Source organism: Cellulomonas dongxiuzhuiae (genome assembly GCF_018623035.1).
GTDB lineage: Bacteria > Actinomycetota > Actinomycetes > Actinomycetales > Cellulomonadaceae > Cellulomonas > Cellulomonas dongxiuzhuiae.
Genome location: NZ_CP076023.1, coordinates 1,595,369 through 1,612,954 on the forward strand (window position 1 = coordinate 1,595,369; position 17,586 = coordinate 1,612,954).

At 73.8% G+C, this 17,586-nt stretch carries 20 protein-coding genes; 18 read left to right on the forward strand and 2 right to left on the reverse strand.

Annotation, left to right across the window (positions count from 1 at the left end):
- Positions 1-10: 10 nt before the first annotated feature.
- Complete coding sequence (locus KKR89_RS07170) at positions 11-1,603, reverse strand: hypothetical protein (protein WP_208197618.1); 1,593 nt, start codon at positions 1,601-1,603, stop codon at positions 11-13.
- A gap of 261 nt (positions 1,604-1,864) precedes the next feature.
- Between KKR89_RS07170 and rpsP the strand changes: the two genes are divergently transcribed.
- From rpsP to KKR89_RS07235, 13 genes are all read left to right on the forward strand, one after another.
- Positions 1,865-2,296 (forward strand): 30S ribosomal protein S16, encoded by a 432-nt coding sequence (gene rpsP / locus KKR89_RS07175; RefSeq protein WP_208197619.1) that lies wholly within the window; start codon positions 1,865-1,867, stop codon positions 2,294-2,296.
- Positions 2,296-2,535, forward strand: a complete 240-nt coding sequence (locus KKR89_RS07180) for an RNA-binding protein (RefSeq protein WP_191783510.1) — start codon at positions 2,296-2,298, stop codon at positions 2,533-2,535. Before rpsP ends, KKR89_RS07180 begins: the two co-directional genes overlap by 1 nt.
- Positions 2,536-2,613: 78 nt before the next feature.
- Positions 2,614-3,177: a ribosome maturation factor RimM gene (rimM, locus tag KKR89_RS07185; RefSeq protein WP_208197620.1), complete on the forward strand. Its 564-nt coding sequence runs from the start codon at positions 2,614-2,616 to the stop codon at positions 3,175-3,177.
- Position 3,178: 1 nt separating this feature from the next.
- The gene (gene trmD, locus KKR89_RS07190) at positions 3,179-3,985 is read left to right on the forward strand and encodes a tRNA (guanosine(37)-N1)-methyltransferase TrmD (protein ID WP_208197621.1); all 807 of its coding nucleotides are present in this window, start codon (positions 3,179-3,181) and stop codon (positions 3,983-3,985) included.
- A 237-nt stretch (positions 3,986-4,222) separates the two neighbouring features.
- Positions 4,223-4,588: a 50S ribosomal protein L19 gene (gene rplS / locus KKR89_RS07195; protein ID WP_208197622.1), complete on the forward strand. Its 366-nt coding sequence runs from the start codon at positions 4,223-4,225 to the stop codon at positions 4,586-4,588.
- 181 nt (positions 4,589-4,769) lie between these two features.
- Positions 4,770-5,657, forward strand: a complete 888-nt coding sequence (lepB, locus tag KKR89_RS07200; protein WP_251141058.1) for a signal peptidase I — start codon at positions 4,770-4,772, stop codon at positions 5,655-5,657.
- The gene (locus KKR89_RS07205; RefSeq protein WP_208197623.1) at positions 5,654-6,481 is read left to right on the forward strand and encodes a ribonuclease HII; all 828 of its coding nucleotides are present in this window, start codon (positions 5,654-5,656) and stop codon (positions 6,479-6,481) included. The genes lepB and KKR89_RS07205 overlap by 4 nt, the downstream gene beginning before the upstream one ends.
- Before the next feature lie 25 nt (positions 6,482-6,506).
- Positions 6,507-6,830, forward strand: a complete 324-nt coding sequence (locus tag KKR89_RS07210) for a DUF2469 domain-containing protein (protein ID WP_208197624.1) — start codon at positions 6,507-6,509, stop codon at positions 6,828-6,830.
- 148 nt (positions 6,831-6,978) lie between these two features.
- Positions 6,979-7,335, forward strand: coding sequence for a YraN family protein (locus KKR89_RS07215; RefSeq protein ID WP_208197625.1), 357 nt, complete (start codon positions 6,979-6,981; stop codon positions 7,333-7,335).
- Positions 7,336-8,853 carry a YifB family Mg chelatase-like AAA ATPase gene (locus KKR89_RS07220; protein ID WP_208197626.1) on the forward strand — a complete coding sequence of 506 codons (1,518 nt, stop codon included), beginning with the start codon at positions 7,336-7,338 and terminating at the stop codon, positions 8,851-8,853.
- Positions 8,854-8,954: 101 nt separating this feature from the next.
- A complete protein-coding gene (dprA, locus tag KKR89_RS07225) occupies positions 8,955-10,094 on the forward strand; it encodes a DNA-processing protein DprA (RefSeq protein WP_251141059.1) in 1,140 nt (379 codons plus the stop codon).
- A gap of 113 nt (positions 10,095-10,207) precedes the next feature.
- Entirely contained in the window at positions 10,208-11,134 is a 927-nt protein-coding gene (locus KKR89_RS07230; protein ID WP_208197628.1) for a tyrosine-type recombinase/integrase, read from the forward strand.
- A gap of 80 nt (positions 11,135-11,214) precedes the next feature.
- Complete coding sequence (locus tag KKR89_RS07235; protein WP_243883240.1) at positions 11,215-12,138, forward strand: FliA/WhiG family RNA polymerase sigma factor; 924 nt, start codon at positions 11,215-11,217, stop codon at positions 12,136-12,138.
- Positions 12,139-12,166: 28 nt separating this feature from the next.
- On the opposite strand, the gene KKR89_RS18235 is transcribed toward KKR89_RS07235, so the two are convergent.
- On the reverse strand, positions 12,167-12,718 hold the full coding sequence (locus KKR89_RS18235; RefSeq protein ID WP_251141060.1) for a murein hydrolase activator EnvC family protein: 552 nt from the start codon (positions 12,716-12,718) through the stop codon (positions 12,167-12,169).
- Between the two features lie 451 nt (positions 12,719-13,169).
- Between KKR89_RS18235 and rpsB the strand changes: the two genes are divergently transcribed.
- The 5 genes from rpsB to KKR89_RS07265 all read left to right on the forward strand — a co-directional run bounded on the left by rpsB (position 13,170) and on the right by KKR89_RS07265 (position 17,564).
- Positions 13,170-14,243 (forward strand): 30S ribosomal protein S2, encoded by a 1,074-nt coding sequence (rpsB, locus tag KKR89_RS07245; RefSeq protein ID WP_208197630.1) that lies wholly within the window; start codon positions 13,170-13,172, stop codon positions 14,241-14,243.
- A gap of 115 nt (positions 14,244-14,358) precedes the next feature.
- Complete coding sequence (gene tsf / locus KKR89_RS07250; protein WP_208197631.1) at positions 14,359-15,204, forward strand: translation elongation factor Ts; 846 nt, start codon at positions 14,359-14,361, stop codon at positions 15,202-15,204.
- 135 nt (positions 15,205-15,339) lie between these two features.
- A complete protein-coding gene (gene pyrH / locus KKR89_RS07255; RefSeq protein ID WP_208197632.1) occupies positions 15,340-16,095 on the forward strand; it encodes a UMP kinase in 756 nt (251 codons plus the stop codon).
- A gap of 63 nt (positions 16,096-16,158) precedes the next feature.
- Positions 16,159-16,716 carry a ribosome recycling factor gene (gene frr / locus KKR89_RS07260; protein ID WP_208197633.1) on the forward strand — a complete coding sequence of 186 codons (558 nt, stop codon included), beginning with the start codon at positions 16,159-16,161 and terminating at the stop codon, positions 16,714-16,716.
- A complete protein-coding gene (locus KKR89_RS07265) occupies positions 16,716-17,564 on the forward strand; it encodes a phosphatidate cytidylyltransferase (RefSeq protein ID WP_208197634.1) in 849 nt (282 codons plus the stop codon). Before frr ends, KKR89_RS07265 begins: the two co-directional genes overlap by 1 nt.
- Positions 17,565-17,586: the final 22 nt, after the last annotated feature.

The following is a 17,586-nucleotide window of genomic DNA, read 5'->3' on the forward strand; positions in this document are numbered from 1 at the left end:
CGCCCGACCGTCAGTCGACCCCCGACACCGCGGACAGGGCGTCGGCGCCGCGCTTCGACCTGACGACGTCCGGCGGCAGGGCCGCGACGAAGCGCGCCCACGGGCGCGCGGCCCTGCGGAAGTGCCGCGGGTTGATGACCACCGAGGCGCCCGTGCGGGTGACCAGCTCGATGTCACCGTCGTCGTCGTCGCCCATCAGGACGACGTCCTCCACCTGCACCTTGACGCCCATCTGCACCAGGACGAGCTGGCGGGGGCCCAGGCAGATCTCGACCCCGCGCTGCGGCCCGAAGAACCGCCCCTTGTGGAACGTGCCCGTGGACGCGACGAGCGCCGAGGCGAGGCCGGTGCGGGCGCCGCCGCCGGCGAGATCGATCATGATCTCGCGGCGTGACATGTCGGCGTAGCTGCGCCACGGCACACGCGCCTCGAGCGCGAGCTCCTCCTCGAGGTGCTCGAACGCGTCGAGGTCGTCGACCAGGTGGCGCGGGACCGTGACGAGCATCGACGGGAGGAGGCCTGCGACCGCGTCGCGGACCTCGGTGGCGTCGATCACCGGGATCTCCTCGACCCGGGACGGCGCCGGCAAGCCCCGTGCCTCCGACTCCGCGGCAGCGAGCAGCCAGTCGCGTCGTGCGTCGACCAGCGTGCCGTCGGCGGCGAGCGCCTCGCGCACGTGGTCGAGCACGTCGGTCTCCGGCCCGTCGGACGCAAGCAGGTGCAGGGCCCGGACGGTCTCGCGGAGCACGTCGCGCGCGACGGCGGGCGTCGGCGGGTCCGACGTGAAGGTCCAGCTGCTGGTCGTCGCGTCGACCTGGAACGTGGCGATGTCGACGCCGTACACGCTGCCGCTGGCGCGCCGCAGCCGCCGTAGCAGGGTCTCGCGGATGACGGACCCGACCAGGTGGCGGTGCTCGGGCGGGAGCCCCACCAGGAAGGAGACGGTCACCTGGGCGTCGTCCGTGTACGCGATCCCGGGGGTCGGCAGGGCCAGCGCAGGGGGGTGCTCGCCCCGGACGGGCAGGCCGACGGGAAGCTGCGGGTCCAGGTCGGCCAGGGGCGGGCGGGTCAGCGCGAGCCGGCACGCACCGGTGACGAAGGCGCGGGCGGCGAACCCGCGCACGTCGGAGGCGTCGAGCGCGAGCAGGGGGGCGTGGCCGAGGTCGGCCAGGCCGAGCCCGGCCGCGCCCCACCGCGCAGCGAGCGGTCCGATCCCCGCGTACAGGCCACTGAGACCGACCTCCGCGAGGACTGTCGCACGGTCCACGCGGAGGTCGGCATCGGTGATGTCGTGCAGCGACGTGGCGGCCGCGGCGACGCGGTGGAGGAAGTCGTGGACGCGGGGCGGGTCGCCGGTGGCCCAGAACGACATCGAGTCCGGACCGGACGCGGCGTTGTGCTCCACGGTCACGTGTCCGACGCGTGACATCACGACGTGCTCGACGAGATGGTGCAGACCGGCGGTCCGCGGGGTGAGGTCGCGGGCGCCCAGACCCACGACCAGTGCGGCGGTGTAGTCGCCGGGCAGGTCGCACCAGAGTGTGGGGATGCCCGCGGTGGTCGTGCGGCCGAGGGGCGTCGAGAGGGTCACGGTGTCCGTCACAGGGCTCGCGGGGCGGGTGTGAGCGGACCGTACCGGATCCCGGGATGCCGCCGAGGCGAAACCCGCGGAGCAACCGGGGACAGGTGACGACGACCGCGATTCGGTGCAGTGGCGCTGCGTCTGGCAGAATGATCGGCTGTACTCGGTCCGCGCAGCCCCTCTACCTGCTCGGTGCCCGTGTCCTCCGGCCGGAACGGCGCGCCCACCCCCACGGGTCGCACCGCGAGGCCACCCCAGCAGACATCAGGAGAACACCACCTCGTGGCAACGAAGATCCGTCTCAAGCGCCTGGGCAAGATCCGCGCGCCGTACTACCGCATCGTCGTCGCCGACTCGCGCACCAAGCGCGACGGTCGTGTGATCGAGGAGATCGGCAAGTACCACCCGACCGAGGAGCCCTCGCTCATCGAGATCACCTCGGAGCGGGCGCAGTACTGGCTGGGCGTCGGCGCCCAGCCCACCGAGCAGGTGCAGGTGCTGCTCAAGATCACCGGTGACTGGCAGAAGTTCAAGGGCCTGCCCGGCACCGAGGGCACCCTGCGCGTCAAGGCGCCCAAGGTCGACCCGAAGGCCGCCGTCGAGGCTGCCGCGCTGGACGCCGAGAAGGTCAAGGCGAAGGCGTCGGAGAAGAAGGCTGCCGCCGCGCAGGAGCCCGCCGAGCAGGCTGCTCCCGCCGAGGACGAGCAGGCCTGATGCTCGCCGACGCGCTCGAGCACCTGGTGCGGGGCATCGTCGACCACCCGGACGACGTGCACGTTCGCTCGTCGTCGCTGCGCCGGGGGGAGATGCTCGAGGTGCGTGTGCACCCCGAGGACCTCGGGCGCGTCATCGGGCGCGGCGGCCGTACCGCTCGCGCGCTGCGCACGGTGGTCGGGGCGCTGTCGCCTGACGGTGCCGTGCGCGTCGACGTGGTCGACGTCGACCGACGCTGACCGCAGACACCGACGGCCCGGTCCCTCGACGAGGGACCGGGCCGTCGTCGTCCCCGACACGTCGGGGGAGGGAGTGACATGCTGCTGACCGTCGCCCGGATCGGGCGTCCCCACGGGTTGCGCGGGGAGGTCGCGCTGGACGTGCGCACCGATGCGCCGCAGGAACGCCTGGTCGTGGGTGCCCGCTTCGCCACCGAGCCCGCGGCAGCCGGGCCGCTGGTGGTCACGCACGTGCGCGACGCCCAGGGCCGCTGGTACGCCACGTTCGCGCAGGCGTCCGACCGCGCGGGGGCCGAGGCCCTGCGGGGTGTCGCGCTGGTGGTCGAGTCCGACGACGAGCCGTCCGACGACGACGGCTGGTACCCCCACGAGCTGGTCGGTCTGCGCGCCGAGCACGCCGCCGACGGGCGGCTCCTGGGCGAGATCGTGGGGCTCGAGCACCTTCCTGCGCACGACGTGCTCGTCCTGCGCGAGCCCGACGGCGCGCGGACGCTCGTGCCGTTCGTCGAGGCGATCGTGCCGGTCGTCGACGTCGCGGGCTCCCGTGTCGTGCTGGACCCCCCCGGTGGCCTGCTCGCCGCCGATGCCGAGAACCTCGTGGTGAGCGACGAGACCCGCGGCACGACACCCGACGAGGTCTGACGTGCGCATCGACGTCGTCACGATCTTCCCCGAGTACCTGGCCCCGCTCGAGCTCTCGCTGGTCGGCAAGGCGCGCACGTCGGGGTTGCTGGACCTGCGCGTCCACGACCTGCGCACGTGGACCGACGACCGCCACCGCACGGTCGACGACACGCCCTTCGGTGGCGGTGCCGGGATGGTCATGCGGCCCGACGTCTGGGGTCGGGCGCTGGACGACGTGCTGACGCCGGACGCCCACCTGCTCGTCCCGTCGCCCGCGGGCGCACCGTTCACGCAGCGCACCGCCGAGACGTGGGCGACCGAGCAGCACCTGGTGCTCGCGTGCGGACGCTACGAGGGGATCGACTCCCGCGTCGTGGAGCACTACGCCGCCCGCACCCGCGTCACCGAGGTGTCGCTCGGTGACTACGTCCTCAACGGGGGAGAGGTCGCGGCGCTGGTCGTCGTCGAGGCCGTCGCCCGTCTCCTGCCCGGCGTCGTCGGCAACCCCGCGTCGCTCGTCGAGGAGTCGCACGGCGCGGCCGGGCTCCTCGAGTACCCGGTCTACACCAAGCCGCCCTCGTGGCAGGGGCACGACGTGCCCGAGGTGCTGCTCTCCGGCCACCACGCCCGCATCGCCCGGTGGCGGCGCGACGAGGCGCTGCGCCGGACGGCAGCGCGCCGCCCGGACCTCCTCGAGGCCCTGGACGCGGGGCAGTGGGACCGCCACGACCTCGAGGTCCTCGCGGCCTGCGGGTGGGAGCTCGTCGACGGGCGGCTGCGCGCGCAGCGCGGCGGCGACGGCGACCCGGCAGCCGTGGCGCGCTGAGCCCCGCCGGCCGGATTGGGTCGGGAGATGACGCTGTGGCAGACTGTCACCTCGGTGTGCGTCCGCCGCCTCTCTGCCGCAGGGGAGAGCGCTCGTGACGCGCAGACCGGACCGACCCAGGTCGGGACCCCGGTCCGCACCGACAGACCCGAACCACGGGCTCGTGCCCTGCCCCGGCAGCGCGTGCGCCCGTCGATCACGTACCTGACCTGCGGCAGGGCGGGGAAGCGACACGACATGCAGACGCTCGACGCTATCGACGCAGCATCGCTGCGCCAGGACCACCCGGACTTCCGCCCCGGCGACACCCTCAAGGTCAACGTGAAGGTCGTCGAGGGCAACCGCTCCCGCATCCAGGCCTTCCAGGGCGTCGTCATCGCCCGCCAGGGTGCCGGCGTGCGCGAGACCTTCACGATCCGCAAGATCAGCTTCGCCGTCGGCGTCGAGCGGACCTTCCCGCTGCACACGCCGTCGATCGACACGATCGAGGTCGTCACCCGTGGTGACGTGCGTCGCGCGAAGCTGTACTACCTGCGCTCGCTGCGTGGCAAGAAGGCGAAGATCAAGGAGAAGCGCGAGAACACTCCGGCCAAGAAGCGCTGAGCACCGGCTTCTCGGCCCTGAGCGCGCGCTCACGGCACGTCGCCGACGGGCGGTCACCCTCGGGTGGCCGCCCGTCGGCGTCCCCGGGCGCGGGCACAGCGGGCGTCCAGGAGGTGTCCCGGCAGGTCTCGCGACGTGGCTGGGCGACCCGTCCGCCGCAGGTACGTGCCAGAGTGTGTTGGTGACCGACTTCCGATCCGACGCCACGGGGCCGATGTCGTCCTCGAGCCGTCCCGCCGACACGCCGCCGACCGCCGCGCGTCCGCTGTGGACGCCCACCGGTGCCCACGGTGGTGGTGCGGGTCAGGACTGGTCCTCCCGCTCGCGGGCCGAGCCCGCCCGGGGCGAAGGGGCGGCCCCGCCGCAGCGCGACAGGGACGCCGTGCGCCGACGTCCCGCCACGGCGTGGTCGTGGGTGCGCGAGACGGCGATCATCCTGATCAGCGCGCTGGTCCTGTCGCTCATCGTGAAGACGTTCCTCGTGCAGGCGTTCTTCATCCCCTCCCAGTCGATGCGCGAGACGCTCGTCGAGAACGACCGGATCCTGGTCAGCAAGCTCACGCCCGGTCCGTTCGACCTGAAGCGCGGCGACGTGGTCGTGTTCAAGGACCCGGGCGGGTGGCTCCCGCCCGAGATCGAGCGTCCGCGCGGGCCCGTGGCCGAGGCCTTCAACGAGGGCCTGACGTTCATCGGCCTGCTGCCGCAGGACGCCGGCGAGCACCTCGTCAAGCGTGTCATCGGGCTGCCCGGCGACCGCGTCGCGTGCGTCGGGCCGGGGGAGCCCATCACCGTCAACGGCGTCCCCATCGACGAGCCGTACCTGGCGCCCGGCTCGCAGCCCAGCGAGAAGGAGTTCGACATCGTCGTCCCGCCGAACTCGCTGTGGGTCATGGGCGACAACCGGCAGCAGTCGGCGGACTCGCGGTTCAACATGGGCAAGGCCGGCGGCGGGTCCGTGCCGGTCGCCAACGTCGTCGGCGTCGCGTTCGTCACCGTGTGGCCCGTCGACCGCTTCACGCTGCTGCGCAACCCGTCCGCGACGTTCGCGGACGTGCCTGACGCGGGATGACGGCGGCGGGTCCCGAGACGGCCGCCCGGGCGTCCGGGCGGACGGTGCGTCGCGTCGCCCCGCGGCCGGCACCGCACCTGCGCCACGAGCGCGCGCTCCTGCGCACCGGGCTGCGCTACGTCGCGGGCATGGACGAGGTGGGGCGCGGCTCGCTCGCCGGGCCCGTCTCGGTGGGGGTCGTGGTCGTCGACGTCGCGACGCGGTCGGCACCCCGTGGCGTGGCCGACTCGAAGCTGCTGAGCCCCGCCGCGCGCCAGGCGCTGCTGCCCTCGCTCGGTCGCTGGGGGGTCGCGCGGGCGGTCGGGCACGCATCGCCGGACGAGATCGACGAGCGCGGCATCATCGCCGCGCTGCGCCTGGCCGGGACACGCGCGCTGCGCGAGGTCCTCACGGCCGTCGAGCACGTCGACGCGGTCGTCCTCGACGGGTCGCACGACTGGCTGACCCCGCCGCAGCCCGATCTCTTCGGCACGCAGGACGAGCTGTTCGACCCGCCGCGCGACGTGCCCGTCCCGGTCGTGCACCTCAAGGTCAAGGCCGACCGCTCCTGCGCGAGCGTCGCGGCCGCCAGCGTGCTGGCCAAGTGCGAGCGCGACGCCCTCATGGTGCGGCACGCCGCGCTGCACCCCGAGTACCGCTGGGAGGACAACAAGGGCTACGCGGCTCCCGAGCACGTCGCGGCGCTGCGGGAGCACGGCCCGAGCCCCCTGCACCGGCGGTCCTGGCGGCTCCCGACCCTGCAACAGCCCCCGGTCCCCACCAGCGGGCCGGGCTGGGCCACGGACCCGCTGCTGCCGGACCCGGGACCGCACGGACCGTCGTGACGGCGCGATGGGGGATGATGGTCGCGTGAGCGCCGAGGACCTGGAGAACTACGAGACCGACATGGAGCTCGCGCTCTACCGCGAGTACCGCGACGTGGTGGGCCTCTTCTCGTACGTCGTCGAGACCGAGCGCCGGTTCTACCTCGCGAACCACGTGGACCTGCAGGTCCGCTCCGCCGCGGGTGAGGTCTACTTCGAGCTCTCGCTCGTCGACGCCTGGGTGTGGGACGTCTACCGCTCGGCGCGGTTCGTGAAGTCGGTCCGGGTCGTGACGTTCAAGGACGTCAACGTCGAGGAGCTCGCCAAGGCGGAGCTCGATCTCGGCTCGGGGAGCGGCTTCACCGGCTGACGGCTGCGCGGACGCCCACCACGGGCGGTCCGCGGCGGTGCTCGAGCCGACCCCAGCCCCCGACCGCGCACCTCCCGTCCACCGATCCGGCCTCGCACGGCCCGCTCCGGGACGCCTCCGGGCAGGGTCGGTGCCGGAGGTGGTCGACGTGCGGGCGAAGGACGCGGTCGGACGGTACGGGGAGGACGTGGCGACGGCGTTCGTCACGCAGGCGGGCTGGACGGTGCTCGCGCGCAACTGGCGGTGCGCTGAGGGGGAGCTCGACATCGTGGCCCTCGACGGCGACGAGGTCGTCGCGATCGAGGTGAAGACGCGGCGCTCGGCCGCCTACGGACACCCGGCCGAGGCCGTCACGCACCGCAAGCTCGCACGGCTGCGCCGGCTCACCGCGCGGTGGCTGAGCGAGCACGACGTGCGGGCACGGTCCGTCCGGGTCGACGTCATCGCGGTGCTCGTGCAGCGCCAGGGCGCGGCGCGCGTCGAGCATCTCGTCGGGGTGGTCTGAGTGCTCGGGCGCACGCGTGCCGTCGCACTCGTCGGGCTCGTCGGGCACCTCGTGGACGTCGAGTCGCACCTCGCGCCGTCGCTGCCGGCCTTCACCCTCGTCGGCCTGCCCGACGCGTCGCTGGCCGAGGCGCGCGACCGTGTGCGGGCCGCCGTGACGTCGTCCGGGCTGGCCTGGCCGACGCGCCGCATCACAGTCAACCTCTCACCCGCGACCCTGCCCAAGACGGGCTCGTCGTTCGACCTGGCCGTCGCCGTCGCGACGCTGGCGGGTGCGGGGCTCGTCGACGTGGCGTCCGTGGCGGGCTGGGTCCACCTCGGCGAGCTGGGGCTCGACGGGCGCCTGCGACCCGTGCGGGGCGTGCTGCCGTCCGTCGCGGCGGCGGTCGCCGCCGGGCACCCGCGGGTCGTGGTGCCGCGTGGCAACGTCACCGAGGCCTGCCTGGTGCCGGGTGCGCAGGTGCTCGCCGCCGACAGCCTCGCGCAGGTCGCTGCGCACCACGGTGCCGACGTCGAGGTGCCGGACGTCGAGCCCGTGCGTGACGTCCTGTCCACCGTGGCGCTGCGCAGCGAACCCGACCTGTCCGACGTGCTGGGCCAGGACGAGGCGCGCTACGGGTTGGAGGTCGCCGCGGCGGGGGGTCACCACCTTCTGATGGTGGGGCCCCCCGGCGCAGGGAAGACGATGCTCGCGGCGCGGCTGCCGGGGCTCCTGCCGGACCTCGACGAGGCCGATGCGGTCGAGGTGACCGCCGTGCACTCGGTGGCGGGCACGTTCGACCCGGGCGGTGGTCTGGTGCGCCGCCCTCCGTTCGAGGACCCCCACCACACCGCGACGCCGGCGAGCATCGTCGGGGGCGGGTCCGGAATGCCGCGGCCGGGGGCGGCGTCCCGCGCGCACCGGGGCGTGCTGTTCCTGGACGAGGCTCCGGAGTTCACGTCGGCCGTGCTCCAGACGCTGCGGCAGCCGCTCGAGCACGGAGAGCTGGTGCTGCACCGCGCCGCGGGCACGGCGCGCTACCCGGCACGCTTCCAGCTCGTCCTCGCCGCCAACCCGTGCCCGTGCGGTCACGCGGTGGGCAAGGGGCTCGCGTGCACGTGTCGCCCGGAGCAGCGCCGACGGTACTTCGGCAAGCTGTCGGGCCCGCTGCTCGACCGCGTCGACCTGCAGCTCGAGGTACCGGCAGCCCGTGCGGCGGACTCGGCGGGGGAGGACACCGCCACGGTCGCCCGCCGTGTCGTCGCGGCGCGGGCGGCCCAGCGCGAGCGCTGGCAGGGGACGGGGTGGCGCAGCAACGCCGAGGTGCCGGGCCGTGCCCTGCACGCGCGGCTCGGGGCGGACCGTCCGCTCGTGGCCGACCTGGAGCGCGCGGTGGACCGCGGAACGCTGAGCCTGCGAGGTGCGGACCGTGTGCTGCGGGTCGCGTGGACGGTCGCCGACCTCGCGGGCCGTGCGGCTCCGCACCGTCACGACGTCGCGCACGCCCTCGTGCTGCGGACCCGCGGGCACGGCGCATGAGCGCGCCACACCATCCGGTGGATCCTGACGACCACACCGGTCGGGAGAGCGACCGGCACGCAAGGGCCGTCTGGAGCGCGCTGGCGGAGCCGGGGGACACCGTGGCCGGGGCCCTGGTCCAGGCGTGCGGCGCGACCTCGTCGCTGGCCTGGGTGGCCGACGCCGTGGAGTCCGGGCGCGCCGACTGGTCGCGGCTCGAGGAGGCCGCCGGCGAGCTCGACGCGACGCTGCGGCGGCGCGTCGACGCGGCGGTCACCAGGTGGACCCCGCGGTGGCGGTCGCTCGACCCGGACCGGGACCGAGCGGCCGCGGCCCGCTGCGGGGCCCGGCTCGTCGTCCCCGGCGACGCCGCGTGGCCGAACGGCCTCGACGACCTGGGCGCCCTCGCGCCCTTCGCCCTGTGGGTCCGGGGCGGGCCGCCCACGGCCACGCGGTCGGTGGCGATCGTCGGTGCGCGAGCCAGCACGACCTACGGCGAGCGCGTGACGGTCGATCTCGCGGTCGAGCTCGCGCGTCAGGGCTGGGTCGTGGTGTCCGGGGGCGCCTACGGCATCGACGCGGCGGCGCACCGCGGCGCCCTCCTGGGAGGGGGTACCACGCACGTCGTGCTGGCCGGCGGTGTCGACCGCGCCTACCCCGTGGGCAACGCGCCGCTGCTCGAGGAGGTGGTGCGCGCGGGCGGGAGCCTCGTCAGCGAGGTGCCGCCCGGGTCCACGCCCAGCAGGGGACGGTTCCTGCAGCGCAACCGGCTCATCGCGGCCGTCTCGCACGCGACCGTCGTGGTCGAGGCGGCGTGGCGGTCGGGCGCAGCGAGCACGGCGCACCACGCGGCACGCCTGCTGCGGCCGGTCGGGGCGGTCCCCGGCCCCGTCACGTCGGCGGCGTCGGCGGGGTGCCACCGGCTGCTGCGCGACGGGGTGGCCGTGTGCGTCACCGACGCGGCCGAGGTGGCCGAGCTCGCCGGCGCCGTGGGTCGCGACCTCGCACCTGCGCCCGCACCGGGCGCCACGCGGGCCACCGACGACCTCGACCCGCTGGCGCGCCGCGTGCACGACGGCCTGTCGCGGCGGACCGCGCGCGACGTCGAGCAGGTCGCCGCGCGTGCCGGGGCGAACGTCGTCGAGGCGCGTGCGATGCTCGGTCTTCTCGAGCTGGAAGGCCTCGCACGACGGGTTCCCGCTGGTTGGGTTGTCACCGACCGACATGAGGAGCGAAGGGGTGAAAAAAAACGGCTTTCGTAGGAATCCACTCGGCAGGAACGGACATTGTCGACCAATCCGTGCAGTGCATTCGAGACCGGTGTTGAAGGAGCCTTGTCGATCCGGGTGCTGCACGTCACCTTAGGGAGATGCACATGGCGGAGATCACCACAGGAGCGCCCCACCGGGCCCTCCTGTGCAGTGATTTCGCCCTCCACCTGCGTGCGCAGCGCGGCGTCTCGGAGCACACCGTCCGTGCGTATCTCGGCGACGTGGACCACCTGCTGAACCATGCGGTGCGCCACGGCGTCACCCGCGTGGACGAGATCGACATCACTGTTCTTCGTGGCTGGCTCGCCGCGATGGCGAACGCCGACCTGAGCCGCGCGACGCTCGCGCGACGGGCGGCGGCGGCCCGGACGTTCTTCAAGTGGGCCACCCACACGAGCCGTGTCGCGACGGACCCGACGCTGCGCCTGGGTACCGCACGCGCGGCGGGCGCGCTCCCCACGGTCCTCGCCGTGGAACCGGTGACCCGGCTGCTCGACGCCGCACGCGAGCGTGCGACCGACGGTGACCCCGTCCACGTGCGCGACTGGGCGGCGGTCGAGCTGCTCTATGCGACCGGCGTGCGCGTCGGTGAGCTCTGCGGTGCCGACGTCGACGACCTGGACCTCGACGAGCTGAGCCTGCGGGTCGTCGGCAAGGGTGACAAGCAGCGGGTCGTGCCCTTCGGGCGGCCGGCGTCGCGTGCCGTGCGCGCGTGGCTGCAGACCGGTCGCCCGCGGTTGGCGCGCGACGGTTCGCGCGGCGCCCTCCTGCTGGGTCGGCGCGGCGGACGCATCGACCAGCGGCAGGTCCGCTCGGTGGTGCACGAGCTGGCCACGCTCGTGGGGGTGGACGACGTCGCACCCCACGCGCTGCGGCACACGGCCGCGACGCACCTGCTCGAGGGAGGGTCGGACCTGCGCACGGTGCAGGAGATCCTCGGCCACGCGAGCCTGTCGACGACGCAGCGCTACACCCACGTCTCGGCCGAGCGGCTGCGCTCGGCCTTCGAGCTCGCCCACCCGCGGGCCTGACGACCATGACCACCACCCGGGGCGGGGCCCCTTCCCCTCGCCTGACCACCCGCAGCACCAGCACAGAGACGGAGCCGACGATGACGGCACTGCATGAAGCCCTCGCCGGCGCTCCCCGCACGCTGCGTCGCTACCGTCCTGGGACCGCACCCACCGGTGTCATCCCGCAGCAGCGGACGGCCCCGGCCGACGAGCCGGTGCTCACGGTCGACGCCCCCGCCGACGAGGTCCTCGCGCCGCGCTCGCCCGTCGACGCCGCGTGGGACCGCTTCACCACGACGCACTGCGCCGAGTCCCGCGAGCTGCTGATCCTCAACTACGTCCCCCTCGTCATGGCGGTGGCGGGTCGGATCGGCATGCGGCTGCCGTCGACCGTCGAGCATGCCGACCTGGTCTCCTACGGCATGTTCGGGCTCATCGACGCGATCGAGAAGTACCGCACCGACCGTGCGGTGAAGTTCGAGTCGTACGCGTCCTCACGGATCCGCGGCGCCATCATCGACGAGCTGCGGGCGATGGACTGGGTGCCGCGTTCCGTGCGCACCAAGGCCCGCGCGGTGGACCGCGCCTACGGCGAGCTGGAGTCGTCGCTGCACCGTGCGCCGACCGAGGCCGAGGTCGCGCAGCGGCTCGAGCTGCCGGTCGGTGAGCTGCGTGCCGTGTACTCCCAGCTCGCGTCGGTGAACATCGCGGCGCTGGACGAGCTGCTGGCGGGGAGCGACGACCGCCCGGGTGCGGCGACGCTCGCCGACACCCTGGGTGACCGCCGCGCCGACGACCCGGCGGGGTCGGTCGAGGCGCAGGAGACGAAGTACCTGCTCTCGCGCGCGATCGAGTGCCTGGGGGAGCGCGAGCGTCTCGTCGTCGTCCTCTACTACTACGAGAGCATGACGCTCGCGGAGATCGGCCGCGTCCTGGGCGTCACCGAGTCGCGCATCTCGCAGATCCACACGGCGGCCATGGGTCGCCTGCGCACACGGCTGCGGGACGCCGAGCACGCCTGACCTGCTCACTGCGGAGACCCACGGTGGCTCACGAGACCGGGAGCAGCACGACCGGTCCGCGGCCGGGGAGCAGCGCCCAGGGGTCGACGTAGGTGTCACCCTCGCGCACGCCCCAGTGGAGTGCGGGGACCGCGAGCGTGCCGTCGTGCGCCGGCCCGTCGACCGTGCCCAGCGGGTCGCCTGCGACGACACGCGTGCCCGCCGGCACCGGTCCGCCCACCGGCTCGAGGCTGCTGCGACGCCCGTCGTCGTGCAGGACGGACACCACGCCGCGTCCGGCCACCGCGCCCGCGAACGTCACGACGCCCCCCGCCGGCGCCCGCACCGTCGCGCCGGGCGCCGTGGTCAGGTCCACGCCGCGGTGGCCGGCGAGCCACGGCCGCGGCGGTGGGTCGAACCCGCGCAGCACCTGCACGGGCTCGTCGAGGGGTGGCCGGTAGCGAGCTGCACCGGCCCGCCCAGGGTCGGGGTCGGCGGGTGCGGGCCCGACCAGGCCAGTCCCGAGCGCGGCCGCGACGCCGAGCGCGAGGCTCGCGCGCACGACGCGTGGCACGACGGCGGGGTACGAGGATGACGGCACCGGACCATCGTCCGCGGACGCACCCGGCGGCGGGGTCGAGCGGTGGCAGGCTGAGGACGAGCGCTCCACGGCAGGACCTGGGGTCGGCTCGCGACGCCCCGGCGGCGGCGCGGCAGACCGGCCTGCCGCACCCCCGCGCGTTCCGGGCCCTCGTACCGGTGGGCTAGACTGCTCCCACGACCGGCCTCTGCCGATCGAATTCGCGTGCCACGACCCCGGTCGTCGACGTCGATGCCGCGCGTCCCGCGCACCGCCCTCGGGTGGGACGGGACCGCGCGGACCGGACGGCGACGGCGGGACATCGTCCGCTGTGGTCTGGGCCTCGTGCCCGGTGCGGGCGCTGTGTGGCACCAGGGGCACGACCACCGGTCGTGCCGACAACCGAGATCGCGGCCCCTCACGGGTCCGCAGGAGTGCGCGCGCCTCGCGGTGCGCGCCGGAAGGACGTGCCATGGCCGTCGTGACCATGCGCCAGCTGCTCGAGAGCGGTGTCCACTTCGGACACCAGACCCGGCGCTGGAACCCCAAGATGAAGCGCTTCATCTTCACCGAGCGCAACGGCATCTACATCGTCGACCTGCAGCAGTCGCTGTCCTACATCGACCGCGCGTACGAGTTCGTCTCCCAGACCGTCGCGCACGGTGGGTCGATCCTGTTCGTCGGCACGAAGAAGCAGGCGCAGGAGCCGGTCGCGGAGCAGGCCGCCCGCGTCGGGATGCCCTTCGTCAACCAGCGCTGGCTGGGTGGCATGCTCACCAACTTCTCGACGGTGCACAAGCGTCTGCAGCGCCTCAAGGAGCTGGAGCAGGTCGACTTCGACGACGTCGCGGGCTCGTCGCTGACGAAGAAGGAGCTGCTCGTCCTGCGTCGCGAGAAGGACAAGCTCACCAAGACGCTCGGCGGCATCCGTGACATGGCCAAGGTTCCCTCGGCCGTGTGGATCGTCGACACGAACAAGGAGCACCTCGCCGTCAACGAGGCGCGCAAGCTCGGCATCCCGGTGGTCGCGATCCTCGACACCAACTGCGACCCCGACGTCGTCGACTACCCGATCCCGGGCAACGACGACGCGATCCGCGCCGTGCAGCTGCTCACCCGTGTGATCGCCGACGCGGTCGCCGACGGCACGCTCAAGCGCCACTCGGGCGGCAACGCCGCAGCGCAGGGTGGCGAGGCCGCCGCCGAGCCGCTCGCCGAGTGGGAGCGCGAGCTCCTCGCGGGTGCCGAGGCCGGTCTGCAGGACCCGGCGCTCGCGCCGGCAGCCGTCGAGGCCGCCGCCGAGCAGGCCGGTGACGCCGAGGTCGCTCCGGGGACCGCGCGTCCCGACGAGACCGCCGCGGTCCCCGGCCAGGACGCCGCCCCGGCCGTCGAGGCCGCCGCCGCGGCCGAGGCGCGCGAGGTGGCCGACGTCGAGGCCGCCGAGCCCGTCGCCGAGGAGACCCCCGTCGCCGAGGAGACCCCGGTCGCCGAGGAGACCCCGGTCGCCGAGGCTCCCGCCGAGGCCGAGGGCACCGAGCAGGCCTGACGCCCTGCGCCCTGACGGGCGCACGGCTCGACCCCACGGGTGCGGCGCGGCGACGCGCCGCACCCGGCATGCCGAGGACGTCGGCATGACGAGAACTCGAGGACGGACACCACTGATGGCGAACTACTCGCTGGCAGACATCAAGGCGCTGCGCGAGCGGACCGGCGCGGGCATGATGGACGTGAAGAAGGCGCTCGAGGAGGCCGACGGCGACGCCGACAAGGCCCTCGAGATCATCCGCGTCAAGGGCCTCAAGGGCGTCGGCAAGCGCGAGGGTCGCGCGGCCTCCGACGGCCTGGTCGCGGCGCACGTCGGCCCGACGGCCGACGGTGAGGGCCAGGCGGGCGTGCTCGTCGAGATCAACTCCGAGACGGACTTCGTCGCGAAGAACCAGACCTTCATCTCGCTCGCGGACCGCGTCCTGGCCGCTGCCGTCGCCTCGGGCGCCGGCGACGCCGACGCGCTCCTCGCCGCCGAGTCCGACGGCACGCCCGTGCAGACGGTCGTCGACGAGACGGCCGCGACCCTGGGCGAGAAGATCGTCGTGCGCCGCGTGGCCCGCCTCGCGGGTGAGCACGTCGAGCTCTACCTCCACAAGGTCAACAAGGACCTCCCCCCGCAGGTGGGCGTCCTCATCGCGACCGACCAGGCCGGTGCCGCGGTCGCCCGCGACATCGCGACGCACGTCGCGGCCTTCTCGCCGTCGTACCTGTCGCGCGACGAGGTCCCGGCGGACGTCGTGGAGAACGAGCGTCGCATCGCCGAGGAGACGGCCCGCAACGAGGGCAAGCCCGAGGGCGCGCTGCCGAAGATCGTCGAGGGTCGGCTCAACGGGTTCTTCAAGGACGCCGTCCTGCTGGACCAGGCCTTCGCGAAGGACAACAAGAAGTCGGTCGCCCAGGTGCTCGCCGAGGTCGGCGGCACCGTGACGGGCTTCGTGCGCTACCGCGTGGGAGCCTGATCGCGTGACGACGACGGTGGCCCCGGTCCGCGAGGGCCGGGGCCACCGCCGCACCGGGAGTCCGCGGTCCGCCGGACGACCCGCACCCAGCCAGCGGCCACGCGCCGCGGGGCGCACGAGCGAGGTGGAGAACACGTGAGCCAGCAGCCGTCGCCGCAGGTGTCGCACCGGGGTACGCCGGACGGGGCACGACGCGTCCTGCTCAAGCTCTCCGGCGAGAGCTTCGGCGGGGGCGCGGTCGGCCTGGCGGTCCCCGTGGTCCGTCGGATCGCGAAGGAGATCGCCGCGGCGGTCGACAGCGGCGTGCAGGTCGCCATCGTCGTCGGCGGGGGCAACTTCTTCCGTGGCGTCGAGCTCCAGGTCAGCGGTATGGACCGCGCCCGGGCCGACTACATGGGCATGCTCGGCACGGTGATGAACTGCCTCGCGCTGCAGGACTTCCTCGAGCAGGCCGGCGTCAGCACGCGCGTGCAGACCGCCATCGCGATGGGCCAGGTCGCGGAGCCGTACATCCCGCTGCGCGCGATCCGTCACCTCGAGAAGGGCCGCGTCGTCATCTTCGGCGCGGGTGCCGGCATGCCCTACTTCTCGACCGACACGGTCGCCGTGCAGCGTGCCCTCGAGACGCACTGCCACGAGGTCCTCATGGCGAAGAACGGCGTGGACGGCGTCTACACCGCGGACCCGCGGCTCGACCCGGATGCGCGCAAGCTCGACCACCTGACGTACACCGAGGCGATCGTCGGTGAGCTCGGCGTGATGGACACCTCGGCCCTCAGCCTGTGCCGCGACAACGACGTGCCGATGCGCGTCTTCGGCCTGGAGGAGACCGGCAACGTCACGCGGGCACTCGAGGGTGAGAAGATCGGGACGCTCGTCACCGCGAGCTGAGCACCGCGCAGGCGGCCCCGCCGCCCGCACGCCCATGTCCACGACACAGACGAAGGAGCACCGGTGATCGACGACACACTTCTCGAGGCCGAGGAGAAGATGGACAAGGCCGTGGGCGTCGCGAAGGAGGACTTCTCCGCGATCCGCACGGGACGCGCGAACGCCGCGATGTTCGCGAAGGTGTTCGTGGACTACTACGGCGCGCCGACGCCCCTGCAGCAGCTGGCCTCGTTCAACGTCGTCGAGGCGCGCACGATCCTCATCTCGCCGTTCGACAAGTCGTCGACCACGGCGATCGAGAAGGCGCTGCGCGACTCCGACCTGGGGGTCAACCCCACCAACGACGGCAACGTGGTCCGCGTCGTGCTGCCGGCCCTGACGGCCGAGCGTCGCAAGGACTTCGTCAAGCTCGCCAAGACCAAGGCCGAGGACGCCCGCATCTCGGTGCGCTCCGTGCGCCGCCGGGCCAAGGAGGAGCTCGACCGCATCGCCAAGGACGGCGAGGCGGGCGAGGACGAGGTCGCGCGCGCCGAGAAGGAGCTCGAGTCGCTGACGAAGAAGCACGTCGAGCTCGTCGACCAGCTGCTCGCCTCCAAGGAGAGCGAGCTCCTCGAGGTCTGATGACGCAGCTCGCCGCACCCGCACCCCGCAAGACCGGCGCCGGCCGGGACCTCCCGGCCGCCGTGGCGGTCGGCGTCGTGCTGCTCGGAGTCGTCGGCGCGTCGCTCTTCATCCGCAAGGAGGCCTTCGCCGCGTTCGCGGTGCTCGCCGTCGCTGCCGCGATGTGGGAGCTCGCGCAGGCCTTCGGCCGGCGGGCGATCCACCTCCCGCTCGTCCCGCTGGTCGTCGGCTCGGCCGGGATCCTGGTGTCGGCGTACGTCGCGGGGACCGAGGCGCTCTTCGTCGCGTTCCTGCTGACGGTGGGCGGTGCCGTCGTGTGGCGCGTCCTCGACGGCAGCGGCGAGGCGGCGCTGCGCGACGCGTCAGCCGCGACCTTCGCCGCCGCCTACCTGCCCTTCCTCGGCGGGTTCGTCATGCTGCTGCTGGCCGAGCCCGACGGGCCCGCGCGTGTCGCGCTCTTCGTGCTCCTCGCGGTCGCGTGCGACACCGGCGGCTACGTCGTCGGCACGCTGCTCGGACGCCACCCGCTCGCACCGTCCGTCAGTCCCAAGAAGTCCTGGGAGGGGCTGTTCGGCTCCCTCGTCCTGACGAGCGTCGTCGGCGTCGTGGGCGTCCAGACCGTCTTCCAGGGCGAACCGCTCGTGGGGGCGCTGCTCGGTGTCGGCGTCGTCGTGAGCGCCACGCTCGGCGACCTCGCCGAGTCCATGATCAAGCGTGACCTCGAGCTCAAGGACATGGGTCGCCTGCTGCCGGGCCACGGCGGCGTGCTCGACCGTCTCGACTCGCTCCTGCTGACGGCTCCGACCGTGTGGGTGCTGCTCACCGTCCTGCAGCCGCCCGCAGGCTGACCGCCGCTCACCACCAGAAGGA

What these genes read in the sequence shown, in the direction of transcription:
- KKR89_RS07180 (WP_191783510.1), top strand. Translation starts at nt 2,296, where the DNA reads ATGCTCGCCGACGCGCTCGAGCACCTGGTGCGGGGCATCGTCGACCAC.
- rimM (WP_208197620.1), top strand. Translation starts at nt 2,614, where the DNA reads ATGCTGCTGACCGTCGCCCGGATCGGGCGTCCCCACGGGTTGCGCGGG.
- rplS (WP_208197622.1), top strand. Translation starts at nt 4,223, where the DNA reads ATGCAGACGCTCGACGCTATCGACGCAGCATCGCTGCGCCAGGACCAC.
- KKR89_RS07205 (WP_208197623.1), top strand. Translation starts at nt 5,654, where the DNA reads ATGACGGCGGCGGGTCCCGAGACGGCCGCCCGGGCGTCCGGGCGGACG.
- KKR89_RS07230 (WP_208197628.1), top strand. Translation starts at nt 10,208, where the DNA reads ATGGCGGAGATCACCACAGGAGCGCCCCACCGGGCCCTCCTGTGCAGT.
- KKR89_RS07235 (WP_243883240.1), top strand. Translation starts at nt 11,215, where the DNA reads ATGACGGCACTGCATGAAGCCCTCGCCGGCGCTCCCCGCACGCTGCGT.
- rpsB (WP_208197630.1), top strand. Translation starts at nt 13,170, where the DNA reads ATGGCCGTCGTGACCATGCGCCAGCTGCTCGAGAGCGGTGTCCACTTC.
- tsf (WP_208197631.1), top strand. Translation starts at nt 14,359, where the DNA reads ATGGCGAACTACTCGCTGGCAGACATCAAGGCGCTGCGCGAGCGGACC.
- KKR89_RS07265 (WP_208197634.1), top strand. Translation starts at nt 16,716, where the DNA reads ATGACGCAGCTCGCCGCACCCGCACCCCGCAAGACCGGCGCCGGCCGG.